Below are 23,112 nucleotides of genomic sequence, written 5' to 3'. Positions count from 1 at the left end.
TGAAAGTCAGCATGGCATGATGCTCTCGGCAAGGCGGGCTCTCAGGCCCCGATCATCAAGAAGCCTGTCGCGAAGTTCCCGAGACAGTTCGATATGCACGAAGCGGTCGAAGCCGATGTCCCGAAGGGCCTGAGCGTTGGTGTTAGTAGTCGCGCCAAGCTCGCGGACCTGCATCGGATAAAGAAGAACCGTCTCCGCAGGCAGCGCGGAGCCCAGGCATTCCGCGACAGCGCGCGCCACTCCAGCCGGGCGCTCCGTCCCGCTGGACACGATGATGCTCGCCGATCTTCCGGACGCGGTGGTGCGCTTGTCACGAGCAAAGCCGTGAAGCTGCACGACCGTCCCTTCGGGATAGGCCCGAGCGAAAGCGAGCGTGAAGGCGTTGAAGTGGCTCACCTCAATGTGCGCCAAGTCGGCATCCACGCGGCCCGAGGCTCCCTCATACCAGCGCGGCGCCGTGTTCCAGGCAGCGGCCCCAAAGTCGTGTTCCTCCATCAGCCGGGCGAGGATCGTTCCTGTTCCGGCGTCCTTGTAGCGGTGCGGGGCCTGCACGAGAACTGGCGAGCCCTGCTCTTTGATCATGTAGAAGCCCTTCCCGGTTGCGCGCTCGGGTGCTTCTCGCACAAAGAGGAGCGAGCTGCCGCCCGCTTTTCGGCTTTCCGGAACCGAAAACCCCAGATCCTCCAGGTTCCGCACGAGTTCAGGGGACCCGCCCTCCTGCAGCAGCCGCTGAAAAGCGTGGGCCGCATCGTTCATCTTTTCTTGCGTCGCAGGCTCATATCCATCTCGAAGGGCCGTGCTCTCCAGAATGGCCTCGATACTCTCCTCCTCCATCCTTGCCTCCGCCTCCTGCCCCGCCTCGTCCATCCCAGTTCGTGTCGTGTCAGGCTCCTTTGGCGCCACAACCAGGACCAGTACGAGTGCCAGAACAAGGCCGGCGCCCGCTGCCGTGATGGCCCTCTTTCTTGCCGAGGATGAGGGATGTGCTGTTTGCCTTTTCGTCATTCCTGAGCCCCGTCCCGCTGCGCCGATGCCTCGACAGTCGTTCGCGATAGCGCGAGGTAAAGCTCCGGCCCATCCTCAAGAACCATGCGCAGCCTGTAGGTTCCGGCGGGAAGGTCAGCCCCCAAGGGCACCACAAAGCGACGTTCCGGGCCGACCATCTGATCCGAGCCCAACACAACGACGCTTCTTCCGTTCGCCGATGTCCCAATGCTGTATTCACGGTCGTCCAGCGTCCAGCCGGCAAGCGGCCCCAGGGGACGAACCGGGTTCTCCAGCACCACGCGCAGGTTCTGCCGCCCCACGTCACCTGATGGAAACACCCGTGCGGTCAGGAGTTCCTCACCGTCTGTGCGTTTCTCGATCTCAAAAATCGTTTCGCCGGGCGGGAGCCGAATAGCCTGCCGACGTGCCAGGGCAACCGGGCGGCCCTGCACATTACTCAGAAAGACCGACACATCCGCAGGGCTGTCGACGACCACGCGGCGCTCTCCGATCTCTAAGGCCGGTAAGGACATTGAGCCGCGCGTGCCGGTGCCCAGCCCGCTGAACACCTCTTCGCCGTCAATCCGCACGCCTATGGAGGCCGACTCGGCGTCTGGTTTCAGGTAAACAAGCTCTGGTGTCACCGTTTCCGCATCGTTGCGTGAAGCAAAGTCCAGGCGCAGTTCCTCCCCGAGAGGCAGGGATACATATGAGGAACCAAGCGCCTCGACACGCGGCTCCGTGTCGCCGTCGGCGGGAATGAGCAGTTCGCGCGCTAGCCAGTCCCCCACCGGTACAAACTGCTCCCAGGTGTATCGGCCAGCCGCGATCTCCGGGTCGCGTTCCGGCGGGCGCGCCGGAACCTCAACGATCGGCGCACGGTCGCCGGCGCTCATGACGTCCCATCCTTCCGGGCGGAGATAGAACCAGGTGCGTCTTCCCTCATCGGCCGCGTCTTCGGCAACCTTGTCCTCTGGAATCATGAAATGGCGGGTCGCCCCGGGTGGGCGGGTGAAGCCGTAGACGATGACCAGCGCATCAGAGACAAAGCTGACGGCGGTGGCTTCCTTCGGCAGATTGAAGTAGATCTCAGTAGGCACGGAGAGCGGATCGCCCGGCCTTTCTCTCAGCCGATCATAAGGCGAAGCCGCCGCGGCCACCCGAATTGTTCCCTCTTGTATGATGGCCTGGTCATCCGCAGAGATAACGTAATGTACTTCGGCCGGCTCTGCTTCCATGTCCGGCTCCGTTGCGCATTGACACCTCAGCACCAACCGGAACGGCGTCGGCTCCCCCTCAAGGGTGGTCACCGCGTAGCGCAGAGGATCTGTTGGCAAGAGGGTGTAGGCCCGCAGGCGGCTGACCTCTACGGTGAGGTCCTCGGCCTCCTCGCCTTCTTTCAGAAGGTAGGCGCGTAGCCGCAACGGAGCCTCGGCTGAAACTTCCAGCACGCCGCCACCAAAAACGTCCTCGAACCGGGTCATGCTCCCATCCAGCGGGTAGGAGCGCCGGATCCCCTGGGCTGCCAGCGGTTCGTGGAAGACGACGTCGAGACTGCTGGCAAGGGCTTCTGCTTCTGCTTCGACAACAAAGCGGATGCGCCCGCCGTCCTCTGGCAGTTGCAGGGTCACCCTGCGGCTGGCGTCGAGGTAAAAACCTGCGTCTCCAGCCGATACGGGGATGCGCGCATCGGCCTGATCGCCGCCCAGAGAAATCAGCGTCCGGGTCTCAAAATCCACGCCGCCGACGCCGCTCGGCCCGATGGGGAGCCAGTTGTTCCTGATCAACCATGCCCTCTCCTCACTGGTCAGGAGCGGGGCGCCGAAGACGCTGCTGCGTCCGAGCATGGTACGGTCTTCAGGGCTCAGACGTGCCCATGCCGCTGGAAGCCGGGACTCGCGGACCGGGCGGCGTTCATAAATGCGGACCGCAGCGCCGGCCACCACGGCGGTGTCCGCAGTGGGGGCGCCGCTAACGAACCGAGCGCGCAGGGCGGCGGCGCCCGGAACCTGACCGAGATCGAGAGTCACAAGATCAGCCGCCGTCGGCAGCGCATCGTGATCCGCATAGCGCGCGCCGGACATCGTTTCCTGCGTGGCTGGATCGATATAGGCCAGCAGCCGCGTGCTGAGATGAAGAACGTCTTCTCGTAGCACGGCTCCGGTCGCGTCAACGATCTGGTACTCGATCGCGTAACGCCAGGCCCCGTTCATATCGCCCGTTGCACCAGGAGGGACACTGGCATTGACCAGCAGACGGACGTGGCGCGGCGGGTTTGAAAATGGAAAACGAGTCCACCGTTCGGTTCCCAGGGGATAGACGACGCTTCTGGATGCCTGCTCTTCAGGTTGCGCTTCCTCCTTGCCAAAGGTCAGCGTGTCTATCACCGGGCGTAGCCCCGCGATCCCGCCAGCGCCAAGCCCGAGTACGACGAACAGGATCAGCAAGCGTCCCAGCAATCTCATGGTGTCGCTCCTAGGATCAGCCAGCCTGCGCGCGTGCGCACGAAGCGCCCGACCGCGTCTTGCAGACTGGGCTCCCTTGGATCGACCCATACCTCGCTCTCCGGATCGCGCGGCGACAGGTTGGCGAGTGCGAGAACGCTGCCGGCTTCATCCAGAACAGCCAGGAAGGACAGGCCAAGCGCAGCGTCATGGATGCGGATCAACTTCCTCGCCTGCTGGACACGTTGCAAGGCGACAGCATCCCGCCGCCATTGATACGCCATGATGTCCTCCACCACCTCGGGCGTCAGCGCCTCGGCGGAGGGTTCACGCCCCGCGAGAAACGCGGAGGGAGTGGTTGTCACGGTCTCTATCTCAAGGGCAGTGAAAAGCGCTGCCTCCGCGCGATCCACCTCGCGCCGATAGGCGCCGCGCAACGTCGGCGAAAGCCAGACCACCGCCAGCTCGCCGCTTCCCACCGCTTCCAGATACCGTGCCTGCCGGACCCCGCCCACTTCCAGCCCGGCGGTCTCGGCCTCGCCGCGGACGAGGCCAATGCTCCCGCTGTTGGCCGAAACGACTGCCCAAATCCGTTCGCCGAGAACGGTCAGAACATCGTCCGCCGGCATGACGTTGAATGCGATGACGGCGTCGTAAGGTAATGCCTCCGCCGCTTCTGCGGAAAAGCCGCGCGTCTGAACCACCATCAGCGGGGTCTCGGCGCTCTGCCGGAGCAAGACCTGCGAAACGAGGTCAAAGAGGGTCGGATCGCGCTGCGGATCAACCACGGAACCTACCCCATCCCCTGAAGCGTCAGACTGCCTGTCTTGCCGCTGGCCGCCGGGCAGCATCAGGCTGGTTCCCTCCAGATCTTCGTAAAGCGCAACGGCATACTCGAGCGTTGCAACCTCGCGCCCCGGGCGCGGAACCTGAACAACATAAGGGGAGCGCTCTCCGATCCGGAAGGCGTAGATGCCGCGCCCGGGTGCGGCGGGGGCCACGACGAGATGACGTTGCCCCTCGATCGGGTTCGAGTAGATGATGACCTCGTATCCCATGGCCGAGGCAGCTTGGCGAACCGGCGCGAGCAGTTCGGCCGGATCCTCGGCGCCCTCTCCCATCGCGGGAATGACCTCTTCGAGGAGCGGGGTCAGAACCTCGCGGTCGAAGAACAGCAGCTCATGCACCGGCTGCGCCGAGGTATAGTCGAGGGTCGCGGCAGCGAGGTCCAGCACGTAGCGTCCAAAGCCGCCTTCCGCGCGGATCAAGGCGACCTCTGGCATCACACCCGCAAGCATCGCTGACACATGCTGCGGCCCAAGATGCAGCGTTGCAAACCCTGCCGCCGCAATCCCTTCCTGTACCGTCCGTTCCCCGTCGCGGCCAAAAGCGACGGCGATTGGCCCCACCAGCGGCTGAAGGCTGCTTGGATCAAGGCCCGCCGGCATCAGCGTCGGTATTCGCAATCTCGCCTCGCCACCGCTCTCGCCATCCCCCGCAAGCCGCAGAACCGAGCCCGAGGCCAGTTCGTGGAAAGCTTGGAAAAACGAGAAGCGATCCGGTTCGAGTGTCGGGCCTTCCTCTGTCAGAAGACCTGTGCTTCGGCCTCCCATTGCCAAGGCGCGCGCACTACTTCGCTGCATGACAAGCCCGCCAGCCACCGCCAGGCTCGGCACAGCCAGAGGATCCGGAATGCTGATCACCATTGTGGACTGGGCGTCGAGATCGATGAGATAGGTGCCGCCGCCGCGCCTCAGGCGGGTATCGGCGACGGCAATCACGTTCCCTTCCAATCGTTGAACCGCAAAGCCCGCATCACTGAGTAGCGAGGCGCCTTCTTCCACCTGCGCATCACTCTGAAGGATCAGACGCATTCCTCCCTGAAACGCCTCGAACGCCCTTGGATCTGGCCGCGTCGCCAGCGGTCGGGCCTCACTCGCATAAACCGCTACCGACCGTTCCCCGAGGAAATCCAGAGGATCAACGTCGCTGGCCTGAAGCATCGCCGGTGCGGAGGCGCCCCCAACCATCATGGCAGCAGGCACGGGGGGAAGAAGCAGCACCATTGCAAAGCCGATGGCTGTCCCCACCGCGGCGCCTAGGAGCGAGATCTGCAAGGTGGCGCGTGTCAGGCGAAGCAGGATGTCCTTCTCGTACATCTTGATCGCGATCAGCGTCGAAAGCAGATAGCCGAAGCCGTAGTAGTCGGTCACGTGCACGTCATAGCCCGCCCAGTACAGGACGTGGCCGATGATCAGGCGGTAGGCAAAGCTGATGTTGAAGAAAAGCATGATCTTGCGTGCACCCTCGATGGTGGTGTTCGCAAAGATCGGCAGTCGCAGGAGGAGAGCGGCAATGCCGTAGATGACAAAGGCCTCGACGAAGGACGTCACCACCTTGAAGGGCTGATACCATTGCAGCGCGATCAGCGCGGGGATTAGCACGCCGTTGAAATCCCAGCCGTAGCGAAGGTTCATCCGCGATGCGAGAAGCGCCGTGACAACAAGGATGATGTAAGCCTTGGGACTGGCCAGGATCGAGCTTGCGACATCTTCATAAAGGTAGCTGACAGCGCTGATGCGGAAGTTGGTCAGCTCCATTAGCCCGAAGCGGACGACAAGGTAGGTCAGGCCGATGATTACCAGCGTCTGGCTCATGCCGCGCAGGTAGCCAGGCTTCCAAAGCTGGTTCGCCAGCAGCGATATCACGATCAGGCCGAAGCTGTAGAGGTTCCCGCGCAGATCGGCTTGCAGCCCAAAATCCCGCTCGGCAAGATCGACGAATGCCGGCAGAAGCCAGCCGTCGAACGTCAACCGGACCAGGATGCTTGCCAGGATCAGGCCGACAAAGCGATCCCGCCCGAACAGGCTGCTCCAGGTACGGCCGCCCGACAGTTTTTCAGAAAAGAACCACACCAGCGCATAGGTGACCGACGCCTCGACCAGAATAACCCAGAACGACAAAGGACGGGCGATCAGGAGCGGCACCAGATATCCCGGAACCACAATGCCGGAAAGAACCCAACCAAAACGGAGATTGAAGAACGCGATGATGAAGACACCGACCCAGACGGTCGTGACTACGGAACTTGAAAGGCTTCCAACCGGAAAGATCGGTAGCGGGAATAGCCAGTCGGGCACGTCAGACCGGCCCTGCCAGCGCGTCGCGCACATGCCTGACAAGATCGGCTGGGGCGACGGGCTTGCGGACGACGCCGCGCACCCCTGCCGCGCGCAAGTCGCGGTCGATCAAACCAAATCCCGCCGCTGAAAGTACCAGAACTCGTGGAGGTGACTCTGTTTCTTTCAGCGCCCGTACAAATGCCATGCCGTCCATTGCTGGCATCATCAGGTCGAGCAGCACGAGATCGACACGTTCATCCCGAAGACGTTGGAGCCCGTCCCGTCCGTCGGCTGCCTTGAGAACCTCGAACCCCTCGACCTTCAGATACAGCGCCAGAAGGTCTTGCAGAACCTTGTCGTCATCAATGATGAGAACCCGCGTTTTCTCCATCTGTCACACCAGCTTTCTTAATGTCAGCACAAAGCGCACATTGGTATGCGCGTCGGAGTGCGCTTCGAAAACGCCTCCCCAGATGGAAACTTTCCCCGCGGCATTGACCATCGTGCGCATAGAAGCAGAGGCAGGCTCGCGAGCGCCCGACAGGAACTCCTCAAGGCGTTCCTGTGTCAGCCCGGTTGAGGGCGTCGTCATCGTGATCCTCGCCTTGTCGATTTCTTCGGAAACCGAAACCGTAACAGGCGCCTCCGGACCTGCGTCATCCGCAAGAAACTCCAGCGCAGAGCGCAGCAACGTCCGAAGGGTTTCGGGTTCTGCCATCACTGCCGCCATGAAATCAGGCATATGCAGCTCGACCTCAACATCCTGCCGCAGCGCAGCAACCACCTCCCGCAGCACGTCCTGCACATCAAGCAGAAGCATGTCGTCGCCGCCCATCAGGGGCTGGGACTGCAGGAAGGGTTCGATCGACGCAAGCCTTTGCCGGGCGCGGTCGATTGCCTCCCGCATCCTGGCAAGCACTTCGCTTCGGTCCTGTGGGCCAAGGTCGGGGTGCTCAAGCAGGGCAGAGGCAAGACCCACCGCTTCCAGATCGTTTCGGACCATGTAGCCGAGTTGTTCGCTTGCCGTCCGCTGCACCTCGGCGGTTTGCACGGCTTGGCTGAAGTCCACGATCTGGAAGAGCAGATAGCCGCTTCCCTGAGCGTCCTGCGGCTTCAGCCGGGACAAGTTCAGCACCGCGTGCCGCTGGCCGGATGCAGTCATCGGCAAGCTGATGCGGCCTCTTTCCGCCACGGCAAAACGCAAGGCGGCAGCCGACCGTTTCCTGTCCAGCCCAGTAAGTGCCCCTACCAGTTCGAGCGGACCCGTTCTGCTGCCGCTTGCGAGGCGCACCGCCTCGATCTGTTTCCTGAAGCCTTCCGTGCTCAGGATCTCGTTGCCAAGCAGATCCCGGACCGACAGGCCAGCGGAGGCTTCGTCAAGCAGTTGCTCGAGCGCGCTTATTCGCGACTGCTGGTTGCTCAGGGCGGAGGACAGATCCTGAAATATTCGCTCTTTCACCGGCCGCCAGCCCTCGCTCTGCCGAGGCAGCGCAAGATCGGCGATTGCGGCGGAAAAAGCGTCTACGGCGCGGGCTGAAGAGGGCGAGGCACTAATTTCCGGGTCCTGCTGTTGGAACAGCCAGTAGCCTGCCAGAAGCCCATCCCGCAAAAGCGGCGCCACCCACCAAGATGGGCGCGCGGTTTTGACCATGGCCGGCGCCAAGGTCCGTGCGGCTTTCTCGAAGGCTGGATCAGCACCGCTCAGGACGTTTTCCGGCATCGCCAGCTTCTGAAGCTGTGCGCGGGACGCTGGCGTGAAACGCCGGCGCTCGTCAAGGCTGATGACGACGGACTTATCAAGCTCCAGAATTTCGGCGGGCCATTGTTCTCCCGGTTCGGAGTAGAAGCGATCGGAGACCTTGGAGGGGACGCTACGCGCCATCTGTTGCAGGGCACGGTCCTGCACCTTCTCGCGTCTGCTCCATATCAGCAGCGAAAGCAGCACATGCGAGACCAGCAATTCGGCGGCGGGTATGACGATGTCGAGCCAGAGCAGCGCGAGCAGACCACTTGTCACGATCACCAACGGTACAACGACTGCGACTCCCAAGGCCTGGCGCGGAGTGGTTCTATGATAAGCAGCGGCACCGAACACTAACGAGAAACCGATAAGAAATGCGGCTGGCAGAAGCGAGAGGGCGCGAGGAACGTTGCCCGACATCAGCGTTTGCAGAGCAAAAGCGTGATATATCAACGGGTCCATTACAGGCAGGTTCGGGTTGATCGACGTCGTCAGGCCTGGCGCCTCGGCAGACACCTGACCGATCAATACCACACGATCAGCCAGAAGCTCTTCCGGAACCCGCCCTTGCAACAAATCGTCGGCCGCGATGCGGGGAATTCCCTCTAGTCCCCCCGGAAATCTGACGTAGAAGGGGCGATCGTCGGTAGTTCCGGCGACTGTTGCCTCCAGCGTGGGGATGGAACCAGTGCTGCCAGCAACGAAGGTTAATTGGGTCCGATGGATCCCGTATTGAGCGGGAGGAATGACGATGGCACCCCGCCTTGGCTGCACGGGTGGTGACATCGCAGGGTTAACCGTCGCCTCGGGAGAAAATGGAAGAAAGACTGGCGCCGAGGGATTGATGGAGGAAAAAGATTGGGACGTGGCGAAGGTGAATGCCACTGCGCGGCTGCTTGCGGCCAAAAGTTCTTCAGCAAGATCGGGCCATCGAACTGAGGAGGTATCGAGGCTGGACGGGACTTCGACTACAACAACATCGTCCTGCGCTGGCTGCACGAGGACCTCTATCGCCGCGTCATAAAACAGTCCGTTCAAGGGTGCCCAGATGCCCGAACCGAAAGTGGCAAGCACCAGTAGAAGTATGGCTGCGGCACTCAAAAGAGGTGACGCAGCCTCTGCTTGATCCAGAAGCCGGTTACGAAAGGCCATGCGTAGCCTCACCAGCCCTATTCATTGGTGCGTGATACAGAAAAACATTCATGCATGGATGCAAAGTGCGCGAATTTCGTGCAAAACAGGTCGAAGCCTCGTACAGTCTCGTCCTTAAAGAGAAATAGCATTCTATTTTCATAATCGACTGATCTACAAACCATATTCTTTTGCCTGCCCGAGATGGCCAGCCATTTTTGAACGTGGTGATTGTCAGATTATGCTCGCTGAGTGTCCATACACTTATATGGCGAGAAATTTTGTATGATACACTTATATCGCGTGCGATTGGCACGTACTGCAAGTTTAGAAAAGGTGTCATATACAGTCAGCAGACTGCCAATCAAGCTCATGATCCCCGCAGTGTCTCCAAAGGTTTTATCCAGTTTAAAGTCCACTGCGGTTCTCCATCAAGCCATGGCCGATGAAGCACAGCATCGCTCCAGTGCCGGGGGATTTCTTCTTTGGTTGCCGCTTGTGAAGCAAGTGGCTTCTGACCATGTCGGCGTGTGATTGAGTGCGAACTTTTTTGAAGCCCCGATTTGCGGGACATCGGGGAGCCGCGGGCCGACAGGGTAATCTGCAGATCAGGTTCAAATCTTGTAGAAGAGCTTGCAAGCTCAAGGGATCTCATTGACTCTCCCAATCCAGACCTATTTGATCGTTACGCCCATTCAAGTCGTCGGCTTCTCACACCCCCTTGGCACCGGGGCCGGAGACCTACGACATGGTGCTCATGCCGGGGTCGCCAGCGCCGGATCTCTGTAGTTCTCGTTCTTCGTCAGCATCGCCCAGATCAGCCGGGCCATCTTGTTCGCCAGCGGAATCCCCAGCAGCATCCTCGGCTTCCTCGCCAGTATCCGTCCGATCCAGCTCTTGGCCGGAACCTTGTACCGCGCCCGGCCCATGATCCTGGTCATGGCGCCGAGGATCAGCATCCGCCGGCTGACCAGCCTGACCAGCCTTGGAAAGTTGTCGGCGCAGGGAAAGTGGCGCAAACTCTACGGCTAGAATCGCTTACCTGAGATCATCCATGGGGTTAAGTTCCGCGACGGCCCCCTCAAATTTAAGCCACCGCCTGATCAGGCGTCACCAACTTCTTCCTATATCTATGTAAACCACGTGTTGCGGCTCATGTTCGCCATCCTAATGCCGCTGTTAGTCGACGCTGCCGAGGTAGGGCTCTTGGTGCGCCACATTGGCTTTGCCCGCGGCTGGACCCTTATCGCGCGGCGGCATCTGCTTTACAGCCAGAAGTCGTTCGCAGTGAGAGCGCTCACGCCCGCAACTTGGATCTCGAAATCCGCAGCCTTGTCACCATTCACATCACCCAAGATGAGGAGATCAGATCCCGATTTCGTGTACCAGACCGAGTTAGACTCCACCTTGGTGCCGCTGAACTTGAAAGTGTCGTCAGCTGCCGTCCGGCTATTGGCATTGATCCCTTGGAGGCTGATGAGATCCATACCTAGGGCGAAGTGGTAGATCACATCGTGGCTTGCGCTGATCGAGCTGTCGGTCTAGGAGGCGAAGACGAACAGGTCTCGCGCACCGTCGCCCTTGCCTCCCTCCAACCGGTCGGCACCGCCGCCGCCGACCAATGTGTCAGACCCGCCGCCTCCAAGTAGGATGTCGTTCCCGCCGCGTCCATGGAGGAGATCATCTCCAGCGTAGCCATTGAGGCGGTTAACGGTGGAGGATCCGTAAAGCCTGTCGCCCCAGTTCATGCTCCCCACGGCATCTTCTATTGATGATAAACTATCTTTTCCACCGAGCCCGTCCGTCGCCGTTCCGGCCTCTAGGTCCACAACCGCGGAGGCGTCGGCGCTCCAGTAGCTCACGAGGTCGATGCCGTCGCCGCCCTCGATTGTGTCGTCGCCGCATTCCCCGCGGAACCAATTGTTATGAGCATTGCCAATCAAGTGGTCGTGGAAGGCGCTGCCGCGAGTGGCATCGATACGGACCAAGGCATCTAGGCTGCCCCAGCCGTCAATGGCTGTCTGCAGTGCAAGGTCAACAACCACCCCGAAGCCGTCGCCGTCCAAGTCCACATCTGTCAGGTAGTCTGCGGAAATCCATCGGCCCCAGCCAGCAACGTCCGGTGCGATAATCGTGTCCTCGCCATCACCCCCGCGCAGCTGGCACATCATCTGGTTGTCGAACAAGCCGGGATCATCGAAGAGACTGATCTTCTTGCCCTCAAGCGTGTCATCGAGCGCAGTTCCAATCAGCACGTCAATGGTGTTGGCCGCACCAAGGCTTTCCCGGTTGCCCCAGCCATCGTTCACGATTATCCCTGTATGAAGGCTGGCCTCTGCACCTTCCGTCTGCTGGCCTTCGGATGCGGCATAGGGTGCAAAGGAAAGGAAATCCATCCCTCCCCCGCCGTCGTACACATCCACTCCCTGCCCACCCATCAACGTATCGTCGCCGTCGCCGCCGATGAGCGTGTCGTCACCCTCCCACCCAAACAAGCGGTCGCCATATTCCCAAGGCTGGTCGCCCCCCTGTATGTGGTCATCGAAAAGGGAGCCTATTATCCCCTGAATTTTGTCAAAGCTGTCGGTCGTCCCGTAACCGTCCTTGGCTGTCAAGGCTGCGACGTCCACGCCAGCCACGACGATGTCCGAGTCTGAAAGGTTCACGAGTACCCGGTTGGGGCTCTCGCGATAGTCGGCCAGCACCCGCGTGTCGGCTTCCGGTGCGCGCAGGATATCGTCGCCGGCAAGACCTCTAAGATGGCTGTTTGTGCTCCCCCCGTGGCCGGTCAAGTCGTCCGCGAGGCTGGTGCCGTAGGCTCCATCGATAGCCTGAAGCGTATCCTGAAACCCCCAAGGGTCCGTGGCCAAACCCACGGCCAAGTCCACGGTGACACCTCTCGTGATGTCGTCTTCGTCGTAGCGCACGGCGTCAAACCCGCCGCCGCCCGCAATCCAGTCGGCGCCCCCGCGCGGACGGAAGGTGTTGGCACCGGCACTGCCAATCAGCTTGTCGTTAAAATTCGATCCAATGATGTGTTCAATACTAGAAAGCGTATCGAGCGTCCCATGGCAGTCTAGTGCAGTCCGGGCGGCAATGCGAAGGTCATCTATCGTAACCTCAGCGGCCGAAAGATTCACCGAAACGCCCGTGGTCGCATCGGGGTCGGAGTAATCAGCCCAATCAGCCCCGTCGCCTCCGGAGAGTATGTCCGCCCCTTGGCCGCCCCTGAGCGTGTCGTTGCCGACTCCGCCATAAAGCGTGTCTCTGCCCTTGCCGCCGTTCATACGATCAGCACCGCCGCCGCCGTAGAGGACATCCTCGCTGTCACTGCCAATCAGGTCATCGTTCCCTGTCGTGCCATTGATGGTTACCATCTGTTCCTCACAGAGCGCGCTTTGGTGAATCGTGGTCAGGCTGCATTCTGACGCCCAAATTCTAATAATCGGTGTGTAGCCGGGCTCTGCTGCACAAACTGGGTGGTCTGCAGCCAAGGGAGATCCATCACCGATGGGGCGGACAGCACCCGGCGGCATTGTTGCCCATCGTGGCGGGTGTTGAAGCACCACTACAGAGCGGAGCGTCCACTCCATTGGTTACGTGGCGTGTGCGCGTGTGTGTTCCGGGATCAGGTCGGCGTGATGCCGGAGCCGATAGCTAGCGTCCGCGATCTAGACCACGACGGCATGATGGAGCAGGCGGTCCAGAAGCACCATCAAACCATGGGATCGAACACCTTATGTGTTTCGCCTCTGGTATAGATGCCCCGTCGCCGATCCCGGCCAGGATCGGCGACGGGGTGGGATTCAGCGCTAAACACCTTGCGGCATGACCACGTTCTTTAGCAGGCTGATCCCGCCTCTCCTCACCGTCTCGAGCAGTTGACGGCGGTCCGTTTTCCGGGACCGCGAAGCATAAAGAGGAGAGAGTGAATTGATAGCAGCAACGACCGTGGCCGGGATAGATATGTCCCACGATTGGCTGGACGGGTTTGGTTTTCCCGGCGAGCAGAGCCGATCAGCTAGACACAGTTGCTAGCGATCATAGATTTATGGCCTGATCAGTTTTTACACAGTTTAGCGCGTGTGAAATCTATCCGCGGACGTGCTGGCGCCTAATCTTTGCATGCTGATTGTCCGGCGGACCGGTAGCAAGGCCTGTGCGTGTGTACGCAGATGGACTGCCCCGCTGAAGGGGTCCACCAACTGGCATAGTTAGGCCCCGTTTCAGGAGGATTATAGATTCAGCGCAGCTTCAGCAGAAGCCTTATGATTACGAAAACAGCTGCTCTCGGCCTGGTCGGGATAGATTTTGCCCCGCGCGACATTGCCTACATTGTCGACCAGACCATAGAACAGGCGCGCATGGCCTCCTGAGTCATTGTCGCGCTGTAACGATTGCACATGCCCCCGCACGTCAGCATTGCTGCTAGTTTTCGATACCGCTTGCCAAAATCGGCTTCTCCTGAAGTCAAGCCAAAACGTCAATTTGACCATTAGGACTGTCCAATTGGTCAAAAACCGTCTTCGTCTTTATCTTGCCTGAAATCAGCGTCAGAAGACCCGGATCAAGCTTTCCGTTCTCACTTGGTTCCATGTCTGTCCTCGCCCCATGTTCAAAAACGATCCAGACCGTGTGAAAACTTGGCGAAGTCTGATGGTGTGCAGGGTTTCGGCTGGACCGGAGATTTCCCTTTAGGGGATCCGGATCAAACGCTTGATTTTGGGTTTTGGGGTCCTGTGGGGATCTCTGAAGGCGAATATGGGCTGATACTTAAGGAAATGGGGAGCCTTTACAGCCTGACTGCCGCAATCAACGCCGGAATGCCGACAAGGCTGATCGCTCGACGCAAATTGTAGGCGATGGCCGTCAGGCTGAACTCAGCGCGCACGTTCTCCAGCCTGCGCATCAGGAATGCACCCTGGCCCATCCATTGCTTCACGGAGCCGAACGGGTGCTCGACGCTCTCGCGCCGCTCATCGAGCACACCGGGCCGCGCGGCAAGCCGTTTTGCCATCCGGTCCAGCACGGCCTCGTTCTCATAGCGTGCAACCTTGCGATAGGCCGCAGCGGTGCAACGTGTTTTGAGTGCGCAGGACTTGCAAGCAGCCGAATTGGCATAGTCGAACACGCGGATCTCGCCACGAACCGGGCGGCTATGCACATGGCGCAAAGCCGCGCCGCCCGGGCATGTGTAGATATCTGCCTCGGCGTCATAGCGGAACTGGTCCTTGGGAAAAAATCCCTTGGCAACAGCAGAGCCGCGCTGCGGTTTGGGAACGTAAGGCACGATGCCTGCCATCTCGCAGGCCTCGATATCTTCGATCTTGAAGTAGCCCCGGTCTGCCACGGCATCGATCTGCGCAACATCGAGGATCTCACGCGCAGCCTTGGCCGTCTCGGTCAGCAGGCCCAGGTCGCTGACCTTGTTGTGGACCTGCTGCTCCGCAATCAGTTTGTGCTTGGTATCGACCGCGATCTGGATGTTGTAACCGACCCCGACGCGGCTGCTGGACTGCATCGCGCGTGCGTCCGGGTCGGTCAGCGAGATCTGGTCCTCGCCGCTGTCCGCAAGGGTTTTGTTATGATCATTAAGGTGTTCACGCCGCTCCCGGAGCGCTGCAATCTTTTCCTGAACCCTCTCGACGGTGCCCCTCTCTGGCGCGTCCTCACCGTCCTTGTCGGCCTCATCAAGCTGCTTGAGATACCGCGCCAAGCGCTCATCGCTTTCCGCCATCGCTTTGGCCAGCTTGGCCTTGGTGAAATTCCGCTCCCGGCTGTTCACCGCCTTGATCCGGGTGCCGTCGACCGCGATCAACTCTCGTCCGAACAAGTCGAGTTCGCGACACAGCACCACGAACTCCCGGAACACCTGGCGGAACGCCGTCCGGTTGTCACGTCGGAAGTCTGCGATTGTCTTGAAGTCGGGCGTCAGACGGCGGAGCAGCCAGATGACTTCAAGGTTGCGTCGCGTCTCGACCTCCAACCGGCGGCTGGACCGTACCCGGTTCAGGTATCCATAGATGTAGAGCTTCAAAAGATCGGCCGGATCATATCCCGGTCGACCGGTACTCTTCGCCTGGACCCGCTCGAAGCCAGCAGCCTTCAGATCGAGCCCGTCAACGAAAGCATCGATAAACCGGACAACGTTGTCCCGCCCCACATAGTCGTCCACAGAGTCCGGCAAAAGCAGGAACTGGGACCGATCACCGCCTGAAATATGTGCCATGCCCAAGAATACCACGGCCGCTCAATGCTGGGAATCCGGTTCGAGTTTTCACACGGTCTGGATCGTCTGCGCAACAGAGTCAATCGTGTTGCGAAAGCCGCTGCAAAGGCGATTTTTGCAACATGCTCATTATAGACTGGCTTCTGCGACAACGGAGAGGCATGCGATAGCGATAGTGGGCTATTCCAGGGTGTCGACTTGCGGGCAGGGGCATCGCCTGCAGCTCGATCCTTTACAAGTGGCTGGGTGCGACGACGTTGTCTCAGAGGTCGGAAGCGCCACTGATCAGAACACCCGGCCAAAGCTGCAACGCCTGCTGTCTGACCCTCTTGGCGAGGATATCGTCATTGGCTTACGGTTGGACCGCGTGCCGCGGAACGTCGAAGAGCTGATCGCAGTCGCCAACGAGTGTTCCGAACGGAAGGTTCGCTTGCGGTCCTTGGATGAACAGATCGACACGACGACACCACAGTACAGGATGATGGTTCTTGTCTTTGCGATGGTCGCGCGATTCGAGCGTGTCCTGATCGGACGCAGAACGCGGGCAGGACTAGAAGCCGTCGGTGCCAGTGGCTGGATCGTAGGACGTCGGCGCCACCTGGTACCGACGCAACTTTCTCAGGCCCAGGTATCGTTGGCAATCAAGCGGGTAACGCAGGCTCAGGCAGCCAAGACCTTTGGCGTCAGTCGCGCTACCCTCATACGGGCTATTTCTCCGGTTAAGGAGCTTGGCGAATGATCGGTGCTATCGCAGTCGTGGCATTGACGCAGATGATCGGGCCAAGCGCGCTACCTGCTACGCCGCAAGCTCTGCATCTATGCCTAATCCCAGAAGATCCTGTCGTCGATGGAGGATTAGCCGCTGAGTACGGTATCTCACCAAAAGACGAATATGAAAGATATTTTCGTGACTTAAATGCCTACCTAATATGCCTGCAAGACTCGCATGCTGACACGATCATGCGGGGCACAGTTTGGTACGATCGCTACAAAAAAGGATTTCCAGCGGAAAGTAATGAATAGCAAACAATATTTATTTATTCGGCATTTCGGTTATAATTTACAGCCTTCCAAAGGAGCTTTATCATGAAGTTGAATATTCTAGGGATTATCGCATGTGCTGCTATGACGGTGGCCTCGGCGCATAAAGTCAACGCATACTCTATCGATTGCGCAATCCTCCTCTGTCTGGCCGGTGGCTTCCCTGCATCAGCGGAATGCACAGCAGCTAGGGTCGAAATGATCCGTCGCGTGACGCCTTGGCCCGTCGAGCCGTCTTTGCAGCTTTGGAATTGTCCCCTGCAGGCCAGTGGTCGCCCCCCGTTGCCCAACACCGGGCGGGATGGTTTGACGGATCAGATCAGAGGCTACCGCGACGGCATCGAGGTCTATCACGTCAACTATCGTGCTCAGCGGAACAGCGGTGGCTTTGAGGTCTTCGACTCGACGCAACGGGGTTTCTACGATGAGAACGGCGAATTTCATTGGACCGGTGTGCGTCTGCAGGACACACCGTCATGGGTTCGTACGCTAGCTCGTTTTCACGGCGGAGAGCATACCGGAACGCGGCGGGGTATCGCCATGCGAACCGCGGATTACGACGGTCAGATTTCCGACGTCATTTGGGAAACTTACTGATGTAAACACCTAGCAGCATATCTGCATTATATCAATTGCCACGCATTCGCCTTTCCGTCGTACGGCAAGCTGAAATCCCTGCAACGGGAGGGGTGCGCAAAGTCAGATAAAAATACCAACCCAAAAGAAAGCCCCCCGCGCGGGGGTCCGCACGAGGGGCTTGGTGTCGATAACTCAGGTTTTGCCGACCTGAACTAGCACATGTTTGTACCTGCTATCGTTATCCTCCCACTCCCAAAAATCAAGAGCAAACAACGCATCTGTGCTAATGGATACGGCTTGCCTCCGGACACCGCGCTTCTTGATCGAGGAGCAGCAGATGAATACCGGTGGCCTGCCCCTATCGACAGACGTCCTGCACCCAACTGGATCGAAATCCCGCCGGCCCGATCCAGTGGTCGCGATATGGACGAAGGTCGGATGACATATCTCTTCAAGTAATGTTCCTCTGGGACGAATGTTCTTGCCGCCGAAACTGTCGATACAAAACTTATCCAGTCGGCTTGAACCGGCCTTTCCAAACGTGGAAATCACGAACATATAGTGAACATAGCTTGTCGATATCGCGCAATGCGACAAAGCGCCACCGGTGTTTGTCGTTACATCGCTCTAGCAACGCGAGAGCCGGATACAGTGAATGCATGCCGAACGCAGGGCCCCGATCGAATTGACCGCAATACGTTGCTTGTACACGCGATTGTTTCAGGAGCGGCTGCTTTTTCGCGCTGGAGGTGTCGCAAACCCGTCAGTGCGCGCGTAGAGGATCTGCTACAATCTTGAGGGTACCTATGGATGGAGACTGGCCATGTGTGCGACTGCCCAAGTCCCTGTCCCATTCCCGCTGGACTTCGACATCGACGATGACCCCTGTCTGGTCTGCAACGGAGCGCTTGGCGCGGACTGGATCTGCACGACGTGCAAGGCTGACCATTTCGAGGGTGTAATGCTGCTGATCGGCTATGGGTCGCCCCGGAAGGCCATGATTGGCTCTACGAACCAAGCAAATGCCGCTGGCCTTTCCGCGGCTGGCTGAACGAAGAGACCCGTCCGAAGGTTGCGGACCCCTTCCATATCCTTCCTGACCCATAGTGCTTCAGGTCTATCACGAAGATGTTGAACTGGCCCCCGTTTCGACCGGACACTTGGGCATAGCCATGGAGGCTTAGGTATATGCCTGAGCACGTGCTTATGTCTGAGATTGAGATCATCACCGATGGCGGTCGTCGGCGCCGCTGGACTGCTGCCGARAAGCTGCGGATCGTCGAGGAGACGCTRGAGGATCACGCCAGCATTTCCATCGTTGCGCGGCGCAATGGCGTTGCACCCAACCTGCTGTATCGTTGGCGAAGGCTCATGCTCGAAGGGGGGAGTGTCGCCGTGACCGAGGATGATGACGTCACCAGCAACAAGGTCGTGCGGCAGCTCGAGGATCGCATCCGCGAACTTGAACGGCATCTCGGCCGCAAGACGCTTGAGGCCGAGATCCTGCGCGAGGCCCTGGACAAGTCACGCTCAAAAAAACCGACCTTGCATGTGCGGTCGCCGCTGACAGGCGGTTCCCGGTGAAGGTCGTGGCAGAAACCCTCGGTGTGGCCCGCTCGAACCTGGTCGATCGACTGAAGGGCAAGACGAAGCTGCGCCGGCGCTACCACAAGGCGCAAGACGCTGAGCTGGTGCCGCGGATCGCCACGCTGGTGACGGCCCGGCCGACTTATGGCTACCGCCGCATCACCGCGATCCTGAACCGCCAGCTGCGGTCAGAAAGCTTGGCACCGGTCAATCACAAAAGCATCTGTCTTGAAGCACAAGGTAAGAAATCGTGCAACGAGCCTGATCGGACCGGAGACCTCCGAGTATCGGAGGTCCGATCAGGCGGCGTCGACGAGCGAGATGTGGCTCCACAGCAGAACTTATTTGACCGGCATATCATGAAACAGCGGCTTCAACGGCTCTTGCGATGCCGCGAGGGGCGTTCCGCCATTCCGAACGCCCCTGACCTTCGGGTTCTGGCAAGGGGGCTGCGTGGTCGCTTCATGTCCTGCCTATTCCTGGCTTTGGTTCGGCTGCTTGCTGACGCAGATCCCCAAAAAAGGCCTATTCGGAGCGCGGAATGATGCTGATGCCTCCGCTTACCTCCAGAACAGCAAAGTCGATCTGATCCAGTGTCTTGAGGCCTTGCTGCTGTCGGGCGGCCTCCAGAACGTCTTCCACGCTTATCCTTGCGCGGCGCATTGCCTCTCCGTCGATCTTGCCCCTACTGATAAGAACAGTGGGCGCCCCATCCAACCACAGAGAGAGTTTGTGGGACCGGCCTTTTACGTAGGCCAGCGATATGTCCACGGAGAACAAGGTAACAATCAGGATGAAGGCGTTCATGATTGAGAAGTCATCGCCCAAGAGAGCCTGCTGCGTAGTCTCCGCGATGATCAGCAGAAGGACGAAGTCAAACGGCGTTACCTGGGCAAGTGTCCGGCGACCGGAAAGGCGGGTGACGAGCAACAGGACAGCATAGACCGCGACCCCTCTGACAACTGAGTCCATGGCAACTCCTTAAGGCAGAACAAGCATGCTGATGGGTCGCGTCTCACTGCCGATGGTGAGATCGAAGCGAAGCCAGCCGAAATGGGCGGCACGTATATCAAAGGTCACGGCATGGGGAGGCGGACCCTCAGCAAGGAAACGGAATTGCTGCCCGCCAGTCGTCAGCACACTGTCAACGGGTTGGGGCTGGATGCGCTCCAATCCGAAGGTTTCGAAGAAAGGTTGGCTGACGGTCATCTCCTGCGCATCGTCCTCAGCCGTGAAACTGATCGACATGCTGTCTGCCGCCTCCCACCGACTGATGCGCGGGATCTCGGCAGTCGCAACGGAAAAATCCACCTGCTGTTTTTGAAACGGGCCGCCGCTGCCGGTAAAGCCCAAGAGCGCGATCAGGCAGATCAGTGCGAACACCACCCAGCAAATTCGTTCGACGACCCAGAAACGCCTTTGCTGCTGTCGTGGTTCGTCTAGTTGCAGGCCGTCATCCCGCACAGGGGGAAGAGAAATATCGTTGTTCATGACTGACGCTGCCCTACTTTCGATCATGGAGCGCAAGGTTGTTTACTGAACCTTGCGTAGGAAAGGAAGGTTCCACATAAAAAAGGTCGTGCTACTCAACAGCCCGAGGCGTGACTGCTCCATGTCATGGATTTCCATACCGTAGTGCCAAACAATACTTTGCAGCTGCGGAATTACTGATAGGTCCCGCATTACTGCCGGTCGGGCGGTGCGGAGCCAAAGGTTAATTCAGGGCGGGGCAGCCGACCAAGCCCTGCCCTCTTTCAACAAGGTGTTCGCAAGAACCAGAAGTTTCCGCATGACAGCCGTGATTGCAACCTTGAACGGCTTGCCTGCCTTTCGCAGACGTTCGTAGAATGCCTTGAGATCGAGGTTCCACCGGACTGCGCTGACACTGGCCATGTAGAGGATGTTCCGGGCCATGACCCGCCCGCCGCGGATCGTCTTCTTTCCCCTCATCATCCCCGAATCCCGGTTCATCGGCGCCAGTCCGGCAAGAGCCGCAACCTCGGCTGAATTGGCGCTGCCAAGTTCTTTCATCTCCGCCAGAAGTGTCGCCGCTGTAGTCGGACCGATGCCGGGGATTGACGTCAGGATCGCGCATCGCTGCGTGAGCTGCGGGTCCGCTTTCAGAACTGCCTGCAACTCGGCATCGAGAACGTCGCAATGGCGCCGACAGAGTGCAATCCGCTCGATGAGTAGGTCTTTCACCATATCTGACGTTGTCTCTTCGCTTTGGTTCTCCAGCGCGAGACGTTCAGTGATCACCTGGCGTCGGGCGACGACGATCTCTTTGACCTGGGCCATCGTTGCTGACGTTGGCTCTGTCGGCACGGGCTTCATGATGGTCCCAAACCGGGCCAGGACTTCGGCGTCGATCTCGTCTGTCTTGGCAACGCGACCAAGCACATCCGCAAACCGCCGGGTTCGATAGGGATTGATGATCGCCACCTGAAAACCCGCCTCATGCAGGGCGATGTGCGCCATCCGGTGATACCGGCCGGTCGCCTCCATCACCACGAGTTCGGCAGAGTTGGCCAAGCAGCATGTCAGAAGCTTTCCGATGCCTGTTGCGTCGTTCGCAACACGGACACGTTCACCCATGGGGTGCAAGAAGACGTCGAGCCACTTCTTGCTGACATCGACGCCAACGACCACCGTTTCCGATGGTGTCTGATTGGTCGTCACCTTTCCTTTTATCCGGGACATCGAAGACTCCCCCTTATCTGTTCAGGTCCAAAACCGTTGAAGGGGACCGACCTTACTTGCTCGCGGCTCTGAAAAACCCAGGGCCTGACGGTCCAATCCCCACCCGAACTTCCCACATTGCAGGCTGCCCGGGGAGACATGCTGCTGCCGGTCACGTCTCCCCGCCAACATAAAAAAAGGGCCTGTGGGCAACCGGGTGCGGCTTGCGGCAGCTGCGGCACAGAGACACCGCGGCCTCTTTCAGAATAGCGAGATCCCCACGCAGGCGCGGCGATCGAGACTCAGGGGGGATTTGGACAAGCCAAACGCCCCCTGCCCTTKYTGGGCCAGGCGCTGCGCGCCTGTCCGTCAGGGGACCGCCGGTCCCCCACCGCAACAGGAAAATGCTGCACGTCCTGCGGGGCCGTGTCCTCGCGCTGCGCGCTGCGGGCCGCACCACCCCCTTGTCCGTTTGATTTTCCCATTGCGGCGGTTCCCCCCCCTGCCCTCGCCGGGAGGCAAGGGTTCAGGAGAGGGGCGCGCTGCGCGCTTCCTCGCCTGACCCCTCGCCCATTTTGGGCACCGGCCACAGAGCGAAGTCCGGGCCGGGATCGTCGCAAAAGAAGGAACGCCAAATGGCTCAATCGTTCGACCTCTACCAGCACGTCACCGACAGCATCATTGCCAGCATCGAGGCGGGCACCCCGGCATGGCGCAAGCCTTGGACCGGCGAGAAGGGTGGCGCACCGTTCCCGCTGCGCAGCAACGGCGAACCCTATTCCGGCATCAATGTCCTGATGCTGTGGCTTGCCGCCGACGCAAAGGGCTATCGCGCCCCGTTCTGGTTCACCTATCGCCAAGCGCAAGAAGCGGGCGGACAGGTCCGCAAGGGCGAGAAATCCGCCACGGTTGTCAAATACGGGACGTTTGAGCGCGAGGACAAGGAAACGGGCGAGGAACGCCGCCTGCCCTACCTGAAATCTTACAGCGTGTTTAACGCCGAGCAGATCGAGGGGCTGGCCCCGGAATACTATGGCAGCCCCGCCGAGGCCGCGCGTGACCTTGGGACCGAGGCCGACCCGGCGCTTGATGCTTTCTTTGCAGGGATCGGGGTGGAAATCCGCACGACTGATGACCCGCGAGCCTACTACAGCCCCGCCGCCGACTACATCCACATGCCGCCGATTGCCACGTTTCACGATGCGGCGGGCTATTATGGGACGCTGGCCCACGAGGAAATCCACGCCACAGGCCATAGCACCCGCCTTGACCGCTTTTCCCGATTTACTGACCGCAAGGCGTATGCGTTCGAGGAACTGATTGCCTTATCTTGACAGTCTGCACCACCTGTCGGCTTGCGGCTTTGCTATTAGCGCGACGTAGGGGGTGGTCAGGCCAGCCGCCGCGCTCCCCATAAAGCTGGCGGTGGCTGGCCTGATCACCGCCGTCCGGTAAGATGTATAGGTTGGAATGATAGATCGGGTATCCACATGGCACGCGATATTAGACTTCAGGAAACTCGCAAAGTAGAAGGCATTGATCGGGACATTCCGACAGTTCTTGCCAATGGGG

General features: G+C 59.7%; 16 protein-coding genes and 1 pseudogene. 5 read left to right on the top strand and 12 right to left on the bottom strand.

Annotated elements, in window-relative coordinates; translation table 11 throughout:
• Positions 1 to 6: 6 nt before the first annotated feature.
• The 9 genes from SY26_RS06980 to SY26_RS06945 all read right to left on the bottom strand — a co-directional run bounded on the left by SY26_RS06980 (position 7) and on the right by SY26_RS06945 (position 15,654).
• Positions 7 to 867: a hypothetical protein gene (locus SY26_RS06980; protein WP_045999915.1), complete on the bottom strand. Its 861-nt coding sequence runs from the start codon at positions 865 to 867 to the stop codon at positions 7 to 9.
• A 134-nt stretch (positions 868 to 1,001) separates the two neighbouring features.
• On the bottom strand, positions 1,002 to 3,452 hold the full coding sequence (locus SY26_RS06975) for a hypothetical protein (RefSeq protein WP_045999914.1): 2,451 nt from the start codon (positions 3,450 to 3,452) through the stop codon (positions 1,002 to 1,004).
• Entirely contained in the window at positions 3,449 to 6,571 is a 3,123-nt protein-coding gene (locus SY26_RS06970; RefSeq protein WP_198143117.1) for a poly-gamma-glutamate biosynthesis protein PgsC/CapC, read from the bottom strand. The genes SY26_RS06975 and SY26_RS06970 overlap by 4 nt, the downstream gene beginning before the upstream one ends.
• Before the next feature lies 1 nt (position 6,572).
• A complete protein-coding gene (locus SY26_RS06965) occupies positions 6,573 to 6,944 on the bottom strand; it encodes a response regulator transcription factor (RefSeq protein WP_045999912.1) in 372 nt (123 codons plus the stop codon).
• A gap of 3 nt (positions 6,945 to 6,947) precedes the next feature.
• Positions 6,948 to 9,446, bottom strand: coding sequence for a CHASE2 domain-containing protein (locus SY26_RS06960; protein ID WP_045999911.1), 2,499 nt, complete (start codon positions 9,444 to 9,446; stop codon positions 6,948 to 6,950).
• Positions 9,447 to 10,690: 1,244 nt separating this feature from the next.
• Positions 10,691 to 10,954, bottom strand: coding sequence for a M10 family metallopeptidase C-terminal domain-containing protein (locus SY26_RS19865; protein WP_157020441.1), 264 nt, complete (start codon positions 10,952 to 10,954; stop codon positions 10,691 to 10,693).
• A gap of 12 nt (positions 10,955 to 10,966) precedes the next feature.
• Complete coding sequence (locus SY26_RS19860; protein WP_052715182.1) at positions 10,967 to 12,802, bottom strand: calcium-binding protein; 1,836 nt, start codon at positions 12,800 to 12,802, stop codon at positions 10,967 to 10,969.
• Positions 12,803 to 13,895: 1,093 nt separating this feature from the next.
• The gene (locus SY26_RS22020; protein WP_255352857.1) at positions 13,896 to 14,021 is read right to left on the bottom strand and encodes a hypothetical protein; all 126 of its coding nucleotides are present in this window, start codon (positions 14,019 to 14,021) and stop codon (positions 13,896 to 13,898) included.
• A gap of 196 nt (positions 14,022 to 14,217) precedes the next feature.
• Positions 14,218 to 15,654 carry an IS1182 family transposase gene (locus tag SY26_RS06945; protein ID WP_045999910.1) on the bottom strand — a complete coding sequence of 479 codons (1,437 nt, stop codon included), beginning with the start codon at positions 15,652 to 15,654 and terminating at the stop codon, positions 14,218 to 14,220.
• Here SY26_RS06945 and SY26_RS06940 point away from each other — a divergent pair.
• The 4 genes and pseudogenes from SY26_RS06940 to SY26_RS20395 all read left to right on the top strand — a co-directional run.
• Entirely contained in the window at positions 15,653 to 16,393 is a 741-nt protein-coding gene (locus SY26_RS06940) for a recombinase family protein (protein ID WP_084693746.1), read from the top strand. The genes SY26_RS06945 and SY26_RS06940 overlap by 2 nt on opposite strands.
• Positions 16,390 to 16,677: a hypothetical protein gene (locus SY26_RS21040; protein ID WP_157020440.1), complete on the top strand. Its 288-nt coding sequence runs from the start codon at positions 16,390 to 16,392 to the stop codon at positions 16,675 to 16,677. The genes SY26_RS06940 and SY26_RS21040 overlap by 4 nt, the downstream gene beginning before the upstream one ends.
• A 63-nt stretch (positions 16,678 to 16,740) precedes the next feature.
• Positions 16,741 to 17,292, top strand: a complete 552-nt coding sequence (locus SY26_RS21035) for a hypothetical protein (protein ID WP_052715180.1) — start codon at positions 16,741 to 16,743, stop codon at positions 17,290 to 17,292.
• 1,170 nt (positions 17,293 to 18,462) lie between these two features.
• Positions 18,463 to 19,085, top strand: a pseudogene (locus SY26_RS20395) (transposase); the annotation flags it as partial.
• 301 nt (positions 19,086 to 19,386) lie between these two features.
• Here SY26_RS20395 and SY26_RS06920 read toward each other — a convergent pair.
• The 3 genes from SY26_RS06920 to SY26_RS06910 all read right to left on the bottom strand — a co-directional run bounded on the left by SY26_RS06920 (position 19,387) and on the right by SY26_RS06910 (position 21,540).
• Positions 19,387 to 19,833, bottom strand: coding sequence for a DUF421 domain-containing protein (locus tag SY26_RS06920; RefSeq protein WP_045999908.1), 447 nt, complete (start codon positions 19,831 to 19,833; stop codon positions 19,387 to 19,389).
• A 9-nt stretch (positions 19,834 to 19,842) separates the two neighbouring features.
• Positions 19,843 to 20,352, bottom strand: a complete 510-nt coding sequence (locus SY26_RS06915; protein ID WP_045999907.1) for a hypothetical protein — start codon at positions 20,350 to 20,352, stop codon at positions 19,843 to 19,845.
• Between the two features lie 228 nt (positions 20,353 to 20,580).
• Positions 20,581 to 21,540, bottom strand: coding sequence for a transposase (locus SY26_RS06910; protein WP_198143115.1), 960 nt, complete (start codon positions 21,538 to 21,540; stop codon positions 20,581 to 20,583).
• Between the two features lie 635 nt (positions 21,541 to 22,175).
• Here SY26_RS06910 and SY26_RS06905 point away from each other — a divergent pair.
• Complete coding sequence (locus SY26_RS06905) at positions 22,176 to 22,874, top strand: ArdC family protein (RefSeq protein ID WP_084693745.1); 699 nt, start codon at positions 22,176 to 22,178, stop codon at positions 22,872 to 22,874.
• Positions 22,875 to 23,112: the final 238 nt, after the last annotated feature.

Origin of the sequence: Paracoccus sp. 228 (assembly GCF_000967825.1) — a bacterium.
Lineage (GTDB): Bacteria > Pseudomonadota > Alphaproteobacteria > Rhodobacterales > Rhodobacteraceae > Paracoccus > Paracoccus marcusii.
This window is presented reverse-complemented; position numbering and strand designations above follow the sequence as displayed.